This is a genomic window from Undibacterium sp. GW821-FHT07F11 (genome assembly GCF_059418665.1).
The window spans coordinates 261,026-274,087 of sequence record NZ_JBWKQH010000001.1 but is presented as its reverse complement, the minus strand read 5'-3'; the positions used below and the strand labels follow the sequence as shown (position 1 = coordinate 274,087).

Genomic DNA, 13,062 nt, shown 5'->3' with positions numbered 1-13,062 from the left:
AAAGGCGACCTAATATGAATAGGCTTTGTTTGAATATGGGATTCTGAAAATTCATTTATGTCAGATAACTCGTGAAAGGAATTTATTATTAAGGTACTTATTCGGGTCGGTTCCTCTTGAATGTATTTCTTAATATCTTGTGGAATAATCTTAGTGCCATTTGAATCAACTTCTAAATCAAGAAATTTACATTCCTTGAAAGCATTTCGAAGCGTTAACCCGTATTAAGTGATGAGTTATCCCTTGACTTTCAAACTTTAGAATTAACCTCTGCATTAAATATAGTTAAAACTGAAAAAGCACTGAGTTTAGATATTGGTTCGGATCCCATCCATGCATTTACCGATTTGGAAAATATCTATATTGGAACTCAAGATTATTTCTTGTCTCTGCACACTCTCACATTATTCGAAGAACAAATGAATGAGCGATTAAAGGATTATCCGTTTAGTCTAGCCAGCCTATACGATTTTGTCAGAAAACCAGACGTCGCAATTCGATTACGGGAAGATGGGTCGACAAAAAGTTTATTCATGCAAGAAAAGAAGTTAAGTGTTGAGATTGAGAGACGAGATCTCCCAAAAAATAATCACCGTCAATCGATTGGTGAAACCCATTTTCCAAGAGTTTCTAATACTAATCATATTAGTAATGATGCCCAAGCATTTGCGCAACAAATTGCTCGAAATCGAAATAATTACGCCTCAACAAAAAACTCTTCTCTTCGAGTTTGAAATGATTTAGGAAGCTATCAATGTCCATTGAATCAACAGAGAATTTTCCGTATTCAGACATCCTGGATGGATTAGTTTCTAGCGTCATGTTGGCGCAACGGGCTGTAGTCATGCACTACAAGTTGGAGAATTCTCTTTCGAGATTTGATCATCGACAAATTAATCTTCACTTCTGCTGGCTAAGTTTTGCTACTAAGTCTGGTGAAAATCGCCACTTGGTTGAAGCGCCTGATGGAATGAATCCACTTGGAAACAAGTGGTTACGGAATAAAACCAGCATACCTTTCAGTCGCTGTTTCAACGAAAGATCTAAAAGTAGAGGATTTTATATCCTCTTTTATTTTGCGTGTCCGCAGTGATTTGCTTGGCAAAGCTACACCTCATATCTCATGAAGTCAGGTCAATGGAAGACAGCGATATTGTTTTTTTATTATTGCATAATAATTTTAATCTCAGGAATATTTTTTCAACGGTTTGTTTATTAATACTTTGAATAAAAAATAGTTATTAAATTTTTTTAATGCTCTTTGAGTGCTCTTCTATACTGTATAGCCTCAGCCACATGCGGCGTGGCAATATGGGTAGAGCCTGCCAGGTCGGCAATCGTGCGGGCGACTTTTAATACGCGGTGGTAGGCGCGGGCGGACCAGTTGAGTTTGGTCATGGCATTGCGCAAGAGTTGCCCGGCTTGTTCATCCGGTTGGCAGTGCAGATCAATTTCTGTGGTCGATAAAAGATTGTTGGCCTTGCCCTGACGCTGTTGTTGGCGTTCAAACGCGGTTTCTACGCGCGCATGTATACTGGCACTGGCTTCACCATCAGCTTGCTTGAGTAAGTCAGCATGCGGCAGGGCACCGACCTGGATTTGCATGTCGATGCGGTCCAGCAAAGGGCCGGATATCCTGTCCTGATAGCGGGCGATAATGTCTGGTGTGCAGCGGCACTTGCCATTACTATGGCCGAAGTAACCGCAGGGACATGGGTTCATGGCTGCGATCAATTGAAAGCGTGCCGGGAAGTCAGCCTGTCTTGCCGCGCGGGAAATAGTGATATGACCAGACTCCAGCGGTTCACGTAAAACTTCCAGCACTTTTCTATCGAACTCCGGCAATTCGTCGAGGAAGAGGACGCCACGATGCGCAAGCGAAATTTCACCTGGCCTTGGGGTGCCTCCTCCACCAACTAGTGCAACGGCAGATGCGGTGTGATGTGGTGATCGATATGGGCGTGCTTTCCATTTCTCAATTGAAAAGCCTGAAGTCAGGGATTGCACTGCCGCTGATTCCAATGCTTCCTGATCTGTCATGGTAGGCAAAATGCCGGGGAAGCGGGCGGCCAGCATTGATTTTCCTGTACCCGGTGGCCCCATCAACAAAACTGAATGCGATCCTGCCGCCGCCACTTCCAGAGCCCGTTTGGCCTGTAACTGGCCTTTGACTTCGGCAAAATCGGCGTACTGTGGCCGCCTGGGTCTGGAGGCGGGGCGGTGGCGTACCAGTCTTTGCTCTCCATCCACACCAGCGAAGTGAGCACATACCTGTAGTAGCGAATCTGCAGGGTAGATGGCGGCATCGCTGACCAGTGCCGCTTCGTCCGCATTCGCGCGTGGCAAAATGAAGGCGGGTTCCTGTGCAGAGTGCTGCTGGCTTTTGCAAATCGCAAACGTCATGGCCAGCGCGCCACGTATGGGCCGCAATTCACCTGACAGCGAGAGTTCGCCAGCAAACTCATACTGTTCCAGCGCATCTCCCGGGATTTGCCCGGATGCGGCCAAAATACCCAGTGCGATGGGCAAATCAAAGCGGCCAGATTCCTTGGGCAAATCAGCAGGTGCCAGGTTCACAGTGATGCGTTTATTCGGGAATTCAAAGCGGGCGTTTTGCAATGCAGCCCTGACCCTGTCCTTGGATTCTTTGACTTCGGTTTCTGGCAGTCCGACGATAGTGAAGGCTGGCAGGCCATTTGCCAGATGCACTTCCACAGTCACCTGTGGCGCATCCATACCATTCAGGGCGCGGCTTTTGAGTACGGCGAGTGACATGCGGTCTGGTACTTAATCGTCTTTTTGCTGTGCTTCCAGTGCAGCGACCCTGGCTTCCAGGGCTTCCAGTTTGGCGCGGGTCTTGGCCAGGACTTGTGCCTGGATATCAAATTCTTCGCGAGTGACGAGGTCCAGCTTGGAAAATCCCTGGCTCATCATGGCTTTGACATTCTTTTCTATGTCCTTGGCAGGTGAGTTTTCCAGTGCCTGGCTGATCTTGGTCTGCATGTCATTAAAGAAATTTTGCTTATCCATTTTTATCCTCTATCTTGTAATTGCACATTTATGGTGCAAATCATGCTTTGCCACTTTTTTGTGCGAAATCGGTCATGCCCGAAATTGGTGCGCAATGTGGATTTTTTCGCTTGCTATTTTACCTATGGGGCAATGATAGCGCATCTTGCCCAAACCACGACTGGTATTGCGGCGCAATATAAAAAACAGGCGGGACGCAGAGTTTATCTGGCTGTATGCATATTAATACACTCTGGGTGCTGTGTTGCACATTCAATTTATTGGCGTGACAGCCATAGTTGGCACGACTCCTGCTAACAGGAAAGGGAAATAAGAATTTAAGAGTCTGACCGGGCAAGTGGTAGCGAGTGGCAGTGATTGTTGGCCACCACATGCTGAAAACAGATTCTGCCCAGAGTTCAATCAAATCAAATCTTAATCATTAGGGGGAAGCGCAATGAAAAAACTAGTAATCGCCGCTGCTGTAGCCACAACATTCTTTGGTGGTTTTGCCCATGCAGAAGATGCCAAGCCAGAAGCCAAACCAGACAATGAAGTCAGCTTCAACATTGGCGTCGTCAGCGAATACCGTTATCGTGCGATTGCGCAATCGCGTCTTGATCCAGCTTTGCAGGGCGGCGCTGATTATGTGAATAACCCTAGCGGCTTTTATGCTGGCACATGGCTGTCAACGATCAAATGGACCAAGGATGCAGGCGGTGGTGGTGACCTTGAATGGGATATCTATGCCGGTAAAAAGGGCGAGATCACCAAAGATGTTTCTTATGATGTTGGTGTCCTGACTTATATCTACCCATCCAATGGGCTGAACAAGGTCGCCGGTTTTGCTGATGCCAACACCACAGAAATTTACGGCCAGTTAGGCATGGGGCCTGCATATATCAAGTATTCACACTCGATCACCAACCTGTTCGGTTTTATCGATAGCAAGAACAGCGGTTATCTGGATATTGGTGCAAACATTGAGTTGCCTGAAGGTTACACGCTGGCTTTGCACGCTGGTCATCAAACCATCAAGAACAATGGTGCGTACTCTTATTCCGATTGGAAAATCGGTGTGAATAAGGAGTTTTTTGGTGTGAATTTTGGTATCGCAGCGCTGGGCACGAATGCAGAGAAAAAACTGTATGTCACGCCAGCGGGCAAGTTCACAGGCAAAACTACTTTGGTATTGTCTGCAGTTAAAACATTTTAAAAAAATCGAGGCGAGCATGAAACTGATTACTGCAATTATCAAGCCTTTTAAGCTGGATGAGGTCCGCGAGGCGCTATCCACCATAGGCGTACAAGGGATCACCGTGACCGAGGTGAAGGGCTTTGGCCGTCAGAAAGGCCATACAGAACTGTACCGTGGTGCAGAGTATGTTGTCGACTTCCTGCCAAAGACAAAAATTGAAGCTGCTGTGGATGATGCGATTGTTGATCGCGCTATCGAAGCGATAGAAACCGCAGCCCGCACCGGCAAGATTGGTGACGGCAAGATTTTTGTCTATGACTTGCAACAAGTTGTGCGTATTCGTACCGGTGAAACCGGCAACGACGCACTCTGATAGCCTACCAGGGAGTTCACATGAAAAAACTGTTGAAGAACATGCTGGCAGGGGCCGCTTTGCTGGTCACAGTCGGTTTTACATCTATAGCATCAGCGCAGGATGCCTCGGCCAAAGCTGAACCAGCGGCAGCGTCTGCTGCTGCGGTGACTGCTTCGGCCAGCGCCTCGGCACCTGCGGCCTCTGCAGCAGTAGTTGCACCGGTTGCACCAGCCTCTGCCCCAGCGGCGGCTGATCCGGCTGCTGCCAGTGCCGCCGCACCGGCAGCACCGGCACCTACGCCAAATAAAGGCGATACTGCCTGGATGATGGTTGCTACTTTGCTGGTCATCCTGATGACCATTCCTGGCCTTGCCCTGTTCTACGGTGGCCTGGTTCGTTCCAAGAACATGTTGTCTATCCTGATGCAGGTCTTCATGATCTTCGCAGTGATTGTGGTTTTGTGGTGTATCTACGGTTATTCACTGGCATTTACCGAAGGTGGCAAATTCATCGGCTCGTTTGACCGTCTGTTCCTGAAAGGGATCTGGGATCCGGCCAAGGCAACATTCGGTACTGCAGCGACATTCAGCAAAGGTGTAGTGATACCTGAGTTTGCCTATGTAGCCTTCCAGGCGACATTTGCAGCCATCACTTGTGGCCTGATCATCGGCGCGTTTGCAGAGCGTGCAAAGTTCACTGCAGTTCTCTTGTTCGTGGTCTTGTGGTTCACCTTCAGCTACCTGCCTATCGCTCACATGGTCTGGTTCTGGACTGGCCCTGATGCAATCAAGGATGCAGCAACGCTGGCGACAGAAACTGCCAAAGCTGGTTTCCTGTTCCAAAAAGGCGCGCTGGACTTCGCTGGTGGTACCGTCGTGCATATCAATGCTGCGGTCGCTGGCCTGGTTGGTGCTTATCTGATAGGCAAACGTGTGGGCTACGGTAAAGAATCCATGGCACCTCACTCCCTGACAATGACGATGATAGGTGCGTCCCTGTTGTGGGTGGGCTGGTTTGGTTTCAATGCCGGCTCAGCTCTGGAAGCAGGCGATGTCGCAGCACTGGCGTTCATCAATACTTTGCTGGCAACGGCTGCAGCAACTGTGTCATGGGTATTTGGTGAGTGGATGTCCAAGGGCAAGCCTTCCATGCTGGGTGGTGCATCCGGTGCGGTAGCTGGTCTGGTCGCGATTACGCCAGCTTGTGGTTTTGTCGGCCCTATGGGTGCCCTGATCATCGGTCTGCTGGCAGGAATCATCTGCCTGTGGGGTGTGAATGGTCTGAAGCGCTTGCTGGGTGCAGATGATTCCCTTGACGTGTTTGGCGTGCATGGCGTCGGCGGTATCCTGGGTGCCTTGTTGACAGGTGTGTTTGCTGCACCATCTCTCGGCGGCCAGGGTATATTTGACTATGTCACCAACAAAATGTCGGCTGATCCTTACGATATTTTTGGCCAGGTCATGACGCAAGCAACAGCAGTAGGCACGACCATCATCTGGTCAGGCGTCGTGTCCTTCGTGGCTTACAAACTGGTTGATCTGGTGGTTGGTCTGCGTGTACCGGAAGATGAAGAACGTGAAGGTCTGGACATCACCAGCCATGGTGAGTCTGCATACCACTCTTGATTTGATTCATGATCTGATGAAAAAGTTTTTGCCCGGCCTGTCTCTGCTACACCGATAAGGCCGGGTAATTAAGAAGTATCCAAAGGAGTACCGTCAGTACCGTAATCAGAGCTTGCGGTCCTGAATTTGACAGGCTGTTTTGCATTGTGCAAAACAGCCTTTTTTTATCTGCCTGCATTTGATTACATTATTATATGCAGGACAAAAAAATACGCCACCCGCAGGTGGCGTAGATATTCGAACCAAGAAGATATCCGTCAGCTTATTTTGCAGCAGGTGCAAATTTATCTGCAGGTACCAGCAACCACAAACGTGCCAGATCACCAGAACCATCACGGCCTTGTACTGACTTCAGGGTTTCAACTGCCTTATCGCGCTTGCCTGCTTTCAGATAAGCCATACCCAGATGCAGTTTTGCTTCATCAGGAGATTTCAGACCACCCTTTGCAATACCCTGTTCCATCAATGCCAGGCCTTTGTCGTACTGGCCGTTAACCACATAGTTGTAACCGATGTTGACCATGCCGATACCGGTCTTGGCATTTTTTGCGGCTGCTTCACCAGCATCCAGGCTCTTGACGTCATCAGCCGCCTGTTTGTTGACGCGATCGCGCAATTGCTTGTGTTTTGCAGCTTCTTTGCCAGTACCCAGCAAGTTTGCGGCATAGCCAGCGTCAATCGCAGTCTTGGCTTCAACAGGCAAACCGGCCAGCAAGGCCAGCTCTGCCATATCGACAAACTGGGCGCCGTCCTCAAATTTGTCATTCAGGATCAGCAGGCGATAGTAGTCCAGCAACAAGCGGTCAGAAAAACCGGTTTTCTTGGTGACGCGATACAGCAGGTCAGCCCAGAATTCTGGTTTTGGATACAGCGCGACCATGCGTTCCAGTGCTACTGTATAGCCATCCCAATCCTTGAGTTGTTGATAGCTGCTGGTCAGCAGACGCAGATTTTCTTCTGTCGTTTTGCGCTGCGCCTTGTCGTCTTCTGCCATTTGCACATTCAATACCTTGATAGTATTGGCATAGTCATTTTCCAGATAATAGGAACGGGCGACCAAGTTACTCATGCCTGCATTACCAGGATCTTTTGCCAGCCTGCGCTTTGCCCACTCGCGGGATTCGGCATATTTCTTTTCATTAAACAGTGTGCCTGCAACTGCTTCAGTGAAATGCTGTTTTTCTGATTCTTTCAAGAATTCGCTGGCGATCATGGCTTCCATCGCCTTGACCATCATGACAGAGTCATTGGTGCTGGAACCAATGACTGCGCGTATGCGATTCAGTGCAAAATTTTCAAAAGGAGTTTTTTTCTCCATCGCTTCCAGGACTACCAGTTTCTCCAGTGCCTGTGGAAATTGCTTCGCAGTCACCAACTCCATGATTTCATTAAGTGGTTTGCCCATTTCTGGACGTACTGTTTGCTGCTTGGCAGGATCAGCCGCTTCTTGTGCCTGAACGGCATTCACAGTCACGGGAGAGAAGCCAGAGCCAAGTGCGGCCAGCAGTATGGCGGCGAACAGATAAGAAGTTTTTTTCATGAATGATCCAGATTAAAAATGAAAATTGCCGTCTCGACATTAAACATGCAACAAACGACAACAAGTCAACAACAAATCAACAGCACAAAGAACCAGCATAATTAATGGGTAGGGCGGTATTGCATCTCTCGCCCTTGCCTGAGCAAGATAGTCCTGGTCTTTCCGTGCCAGCCTTGTTCACATTGCGGAATCCGGCATTATAGCCGAGCTGGCAACAGCATTACCATTTGCATCCTGTGTCCACAACGGTGCTAACCGCCAGTGGGATGACAGCCAGCAAGCCTATTCCCGAATAAGCCTTCAGGCAATCTTTCTTTTCTGCCCGCTTAGCCCCTTCCCCAAGCCGCTTTTCCAGGCTGTCACCACGTCTGTGGCTGGCCTGCATTTGTTCTATTTCTGAGGGTTTACGCTGGCGTTCCAGCGCCAGCGCAGAACTGCGCACGGCTTCCAGGTCCAGCCCCGGGCTCGGCTGGCTATCGGAGCTGATGGCTTGCGGCGCAGGCTGGCTGATGGTATCCGGTATCGATTCTGATGGTTTTTTGCTGGGCTGCAGAGATGGGCTCGCTGTTTTTGTGGCAGCGATTTCTTTGCGTATAGCTCTTTTATCCGTCTTTTCAGTTTTGTTTGCTGCTTCTGTTGGTTGCCTGACTTTGGGAACTTCAGGCTTGGGGATTATCGTCAACACTTGCAGGTAGTGCACCAGCGGATTGATGTCGCCATGCCTTACAAAGACGTTTTGATGGCGCAATAGCTGCCAAAAAAGCACATGTACGGTGATCACCAGCAAGATTGTCAGGGCTGGATACCCAGGTTTGCTGATTCCTGGGTTTGCTGGTTTGTCCACTTGTGGTGAAAATTGCATCATGCCCTTCCAAAACTATGCTGATATTGAGGCTCAGACTCCGGCCATCAGACTACTTCAGCTTGTTAAAAGTTCATGTCAGCCCGCAATTCTGCTGTCAGAACTTCATTTTTGGCGTTCCTGCACCAGTATCCAGGGCTTGACGACCACGGTCCAGTGCTGGGCGTCCTGCTCCAGCCATGCCTGGGCCTGTTCATCGCTGACTTTTCCCAGTTGCTCATGTTCGAGCAGGGCAGTAATGACATCGGCATGGTCTTCGGCCATGTGCATGGCAACCTCAACCAGATCCAGGCCAGGCTGAACCACCAGCACAGTACCGCTGGCAAAATGACGCAATAACTCACTCCAGGGGTAAGCTGCAGTTTCGAGATTGATCTTGGTACGTAAAATATCGGTATTGGACATGAAATTTATTTAAAATATATTGAGAAGGATCGGGTAAAACGAATCCATATCCATAATTTTATGCAAATCCTGAAATAAAGCGGAAGAAATAAGTGGAAAAGGCTATTTTCTTGTTAAAGTCGCCATAGGCAACAAACATTGAAAATCGCAGACAGAAATGAGTTCCAGGGAATGAAAACACTCAAAGAGACCTTATGACGCTGAGACGCCAACTCCTTCTTGCCATATCCATCATTTTCTTTGCCGTGTTTCTTGGCTTGCAAATCCTGTCAGTGCTGACGACGCGGGATTACTTGCAACAGCAACTGGCCTCGCATGCGCAAGATGCTGCCACGGCCTTGTCGCGGCCTTTGGAAGAAGCTCTGGTCAAGAATGACCAGACTCTGGCAAATATCCAGATTTCCACCCTGTTTGACCGTGGTTACTATAAAAAAATTGTGGTGCTTGATCCCGCCGGCAAAGTGCTGCTCAACAAGGAGCTAGGCGCTAACAAAGACAGTGTGCCAGGCTGGATACCTACCCTGTTCGATTTGCAGACACCACAGGGCGAGGCTTTTATTTCATCAGGCTGGCGGCAACTGGGTAAGGTCGTTGTTGTCAGCCATCCGGCTTATGCCTATGAGTACCTGTGGCGCTCTATGAGGGAAATGGCTTTATGGATGTTTGCCATGTACCTCGTGGTCTGGGGGCTGACGGTGGTTTTGCTCAGAATCATTTTGGGACCACTGGAAAAAATAGAAGAAGTCGCCATCGCCATACAGGGTAAAAATTTCCGCCGTATCGAAGTTGTGCCGCAAACACGTGAGTTAGGACGCGTAGTCGTTGCCATGAATCATATGACAGAGCGTATCTCCAGCCTGCTTGATGAAGAAATCGCCAGGGCAGAGAACTTCAGACGCGAAGCCTTTATCGACAAAGTCAGTGGTCTGGAAAACCGCCATGGCTTTGACCTGCGCTTTAATCATCTGCTGTCTGAAGAAGGGCGCTTTGAAACTGCCGTTATCTTTGTACTGGAGTTTGATGGACTGAAAGAATACAACCATCAGCACGGCTATCAACAAGGCGATATCTTGCTGGCCGACGTGGCGACGGTGGTGTCCGAAGTCTTCAGCAAGTATCCCAATATCCTTGGCCGCATAGGCGGTGCTTCTATCGCAGCAGTCTGTATTGATGTCGATCAGAAAACCATGAAGCTGCTGGTTGATGCCTTGCAATATCGCTTGAATCAGGTATTGCTGCGCGCTTCGCGCCAAGTCAGCCTGGCTGCCGGTACCCTGGTATTTGGCCCGGCGCAGACACGGGGTGATATTTTCTCCCGCGCAGATCTGGCGATAGAAACCATGCGTCAGTCCGGCAACGGACAAATCAGCCTGACAGCCATGGAAGACAGCGAAGCCATGATAGCTGGCTCCCATGGCTGGCGCACCCTGATACACAATGCGCTGGCAGAAAACCGCTGGGTCTTGTTCGCCCAGCCTGTCATGCGTTTGCAATTGCGCCAGCTTGTGCATCACGAGGTATTTTCCCGTTTGCTGGATACCCAAGGTAACCTGGTCCCGGCCAATCAGTTTTTACCCATGGCTTTGCGTCACCAGCTCATGCCTGAAATTGATCAGGCAGTGATTACTCTGGTCATGGACATGCTGCAAAAAAATCGCGGTACGTATAAAAATATCGCCATCAATGTGTCGCTGCAATCCATGGAGAGCAAAGAATTTTGCGACTGGTTGCAAGCGCGTCTGAAATTTTCACCAGAACTGGCGGCCTGCCTGTCAGTCGAGATCAGTGAGTTCGCCTGCGCCAAAGACCATGCCGTGACCAGGAAATTTGTCAGTGCCTTGCGTGAAGCACGCGTGCGCTTTGGGGTCGATCATTTTGGCCTGGACCCACATGCCCTGAATTTTATCCGCGAAGTACCGCCAGATTACATCAAGCTGGATGGTGGCCTGGTTCAGGAAGTTGCAGCGAATGAAAGCAGTCACGCCCACTTGCGCGCCATCGTCAAATTTGCGCAATCCCTGGGCATTTCCCTGATCGCACAAAATGTAGAAAGCGAAGCATCGTTGCAATTATTGATTGCTGATCAGGTAGAGTGTGGTCAGGGTTTTTATTTTGGCGCGCCGGAAAAGATAGTCGTGGCGGAGGCAGGATAAGTCCGCTCACATGCGTTTTTCTTTTTCCATTTTCTCTATCAAATCCTTCCAGAGGCGCACAGTCGATGCACCGCCCTTGCGGGTGTTGCCGCTGGCCAGCCACAAGTCTTCATCATTAAAGCTGTACACCGGCACCAGGTCATTGCGGGCTGAACCTGGCTGTATTTCTTCCACCAGATTATCCAGTATCCAGGGTTCTGCTGCCGGTGTTGGGTAGTAGGCCAGTACCATATGGGTCTCGCCTATGCGTGTCGCCCTGACATAAGTAATACGCAAACGCTCGGCGGGTATGCCAAGGTCTTTCAGTGTCATGTATTTGGCTACTGCATAATCTTCGCAATCCCCACCCCATGAGGCAATAAATTCAACTGGCGTGGCCCAGTAGTCATTGACCCCCCAATGTTCCTGATCCGTCAGGTAGGGGACACGATTATAAAAATCATTCACCTGCCGTAAAACCGGCATTTCATATAGTCCATCGTTAGAGCGTGCTGCATTTTTGGCAAAGTCCTTGCCCGCAGCAGCCCTGATCTTGTTGATGGCAATTTGCATTTGTGTCAGGCGACGTGGTCCCTCAACGCCAAAGCGTTTATTCACATGCTCGATCAGGCCATGCGAAAAATCCACCAAACCGGATACCACAACCGGGCTCATGAGGCCTAGCAGCAAAAACAGACTGGCGGCGATTTTCGCATCCTTACTGCGCATGGGTGGTTGGTCTGGTAAGCATGGACAAGAGCAACAGTGTAGCTGTTACAGGCCACTCGTGCAGCAATACCTGCGCTTGTGGATTTAAAAAATGTTAGATGAAAATTGTTAAAATACATGCATCTTTCATCCTCAAGGAAAACCCATGTCAGAAAACCAGCAAAGCTGGATCGACTTACGCAGTGACACCGTCACCCGTCCTACTCCTGCCATGCGTGAACTCATGCACACTGCCGAACTGGGGGATGATGTCTATGGCGATGATCCCACCGTCAATCACCTGCAGGCTTATGCCGCTGATCTGTTTGGCTATGAGGCAGCACTGTTTGCGCCATCCGGTACACAAAGCAATTTGCTGGCCTTGCTGGCCCATTGCGCCCGTGGTGATGAATATATCGTCGGTCAAGAAGCACATACCTATAAATATGAGGGCGGTGGCGCTGCCGTACTGGGCAGCATACAGCCGCAGCCTTTGACTAACCAGGCAGATGGCAGCATCGCTCTGAATGACATCACCAATGCCATCAAACCCGACGATTTTCATTTTGCCCGCAGTCGTTTGCTTGCACTGGAAAACACCATAGGCGGCAAGGTGCTGGCACCTGAATATATGCAGGCAGCAACCAGTCTGGCGCATGAGCGTGGTCTGGCCACCCACCTTGACGGCGCACGTATTTGCAATGCCATCGTTAAATTGGGCATCAGTCCTAAGCAGGTCGTGCAGGGTTTTGACAGTGTTTCGGTCTGCTTGTCCAAAGGTCTGGGCGCGCCCATAGGTTCGGTACTCTGCGGTAGCCATGACTTGATTAGCCAGGCCAAGCGCTGGCGCAAGATGCTGGGCGGCGGCATGCGCCAGGCTGGCATGCTGGCCGCTGCTGGTTTGTATGCGCTGGAACATCATATCCCGCGGCTGGCAGATGATCATGCCAATGCAGAACGCCTGGCAAATGGCCTGCGCCAGATCAGTGTCTTGCAGGTACAGGCACCACAGACCAATATCGTCTACGCCGACCTGCCAGCCGCAGCTTGTGCGGAGCTGGCAAAACTCTTGCAAGAACATGGCATCATGGCTAGGGTTACGCCACATATGCGCATGGTCACCCATCTGGACGTATCTGCAACAGACATCGATAAAGTGGTCGCAGTATTCCAGACTTTCTTTAATAACTGGGAATAGTATCTCTACGCATAAGGCGATTCTCTTCAA

At 49.7% G+C, this 13,062-nt stretch carries 13 protein-coding genes; 7 read left to right on the top strand and 6 right to left on the bottom strand.

Translation table 11 applies throughout. The features are described 5' to 3' along the window. Positions 1–419 precede the first annotated feature (419 nt). Together AC07OI_RS01145 and AC07OI_RS01140 are read left to right on the top strand one after the other, a co-directional pair. Entirely contained in the window at positions 420–734 is a 315-nt protein-coding gene (locus AC07OI_RS01145) for a hypothetical protein (protein WP_495256014.1), read from the top strand. A 20-nt stretch (positions 735–754) separates the two neighbouring features. Further along, positions 755–1,093, top strand: a complete 339-nt coding sequence (locus AC07OI_RS01140; RefSeq protein WP_495256013.1) for a hypothetical protein — start codon at positions 755–757, stop codon at positions 1,091–1,093. Between the two features lie 158 nt (positions 1,094–1,251). Here AC07OI_RS01140 and AC07OI_RS01135 read toward each other — a convergent pair whose 3' ends face one another. Next, on the bottom strand, positions 1,252–2,775 hold the full coding sequence (locus AC07OI_RS01135) for a YifB family Mg chelatase-like AAA ATPase (RefSeq protein ID WP_495256012.1): 1,524 nt from the start codon (positions 2,773–2,775) through the stop codon (positions 1,252–1,254). Positions 2,776–2,787: 12 nt separating this feature from the next. Next, complete coding sequence (locus tag AC07OI_RS01130; protein ID WP_495256011.1) at positions 2,788–3,030, bottom strand: accessory factor UbiK family protein; 243 nt, start codon at positions 3,028–3,030, stop codon at positions 2,788–2,790. A 436-nt stretch (positions 3,031–3,466) separates the two neighbouring features. Between AC07OI_RS01130 and AC07OI_RS01125 the strand changes: the two genes are divergently transcribed. Genes AC07OI_RS01125 through AC07OI_RS01115 form a run of 3 tightly spaced genes read left to right on the top strand, consistent with a single transcriptional unit; the run spans position 3,467 to position 6,187 of the window. Further along, positions 3,467–4,225 (top strand): TorF family putative porin, encoded by a 759-nt coding sequence (locus tag AC07OI_RS01125; RefSeq protein WP_495256010.1) that lies wholly within the window; start codon positions 3,467–3,469, stop codon positions 4,223–4,225. A gap of 16 nt (positions 4,226–4,241) precedes the next feature. Next, the gene (locus AC07OI_RS01120) at positions 4,242–4,580 is read left to right on the top strand and encodes a P-II family nitrogen regulator (protein WP_110254759.1); all 339 of its coding nucleotides are present in this window, start codon (positions 4,242–4,244) and stop codon (positions 4,578–4,580) included. 20 nt (positions 4,581–4,600) lie between these two features. Next, complete coding sequence (locus tag AC07OI_RS01115; protein WP_495256009.1) at positions 4,601–6,187, top strand: ammonium transporter; 1,587 nt, start codon at positions 4,601–4,603, stop codon at positions 6,185–6,187. A 262-nt stretch (positions 6,188–6,449) separates the two neighbouring features. Here the strand turns inward: AC07OI_RS01115 and AC07OI_RS01110 are convergent, their stop codons facing one another. From AC07OI_RS01110 to AC07OI_RS01100, 3 genes are all read right to left on the bottom strand, one after another. Further along, the gene (locus AC07OI_RS01110; RefSeq protein WP_495256008.1) at positions 6,450–7,727 is read right to left on the bottom strand and encodes a tetratricopeptide repeat protein; all 1,278 of its coding nucleotides are present in this window, start codon (positions 7,725–7,727) and stop codon (positions 6,450–6,452) included. Between the two features lie 220 nt (positions 7,728–7,947). Further along, complete coding sequence (locus AC07OI_RS01105) at positions 7,948–8,592, bottom strand: hypothetical protein (protein WP_495256007.1); 645 nt, start codon at positions 8,590–8,592, stop codon at positions 7,948–7,950. Between the two features lie 102 nt (positions 8,593–8,694). Further along, positions 8,695–8,994: a DUF2288 domain-containing protein gene (locus tag AC07OI_RS01100; RefSeq protein ID WP_492703828.1), complete on the bottom strand. Its 300-nt coding sequence runs from the start codon at positions 8,992–8,994 to the stop codon at positions 8,695–8,697. Positions 8,995–9,188: 194 nt separating this feature from the next. Between AC07OI_RS01100 and AC07OI_RS01095 the strand changes: the two genes are divergently transcribed. Continuing rightward, entirely contained in the window at positions 9,189–11,147 is a 1,959-nt protein-coding gene (locus tag AC07OI_RS01095) for a bifunctional diguanylate cyclase/phosphodiesterase (protein ID WP_495256006.1), read from the top strand. Positions 11,148–11,153: 6 nt separating this feature from the next. Here the strand turns inward: AC07OI_RS01095 and AC07OI_RS01090 are convergent, their stop codons facing one another. Next, positions 11,154–11,855, bottom strand: coding sequence for a transglutaminase-like cysteine peptidase (locus AC07OI_RS01090; RefSeq protein ID WP_495256005.1), 702 nt, complete (start codon positions 11,853–11,855; stop codon positions 11,154–11,156). A gap of 145 nt (positions 11,856–12,000) precedes the next feature. Between AC07OI_RS01090 and ltaE the strand changes: the two genes are divergently transcribed. Then, complete coding sequence (ltaE, locus tag AC07OI_RS01085) at positions 12,001–13,032, top strand: low-specificity L-threonine aldolase (protein ID WP_495256004.1); 1,032 nt, start codon at positions 12,001–12,003, stop codon at positions 13,030–13,032. The last annotated feature ends 30 nt before the right edge of the window (positions 13,033–13,062 follow it).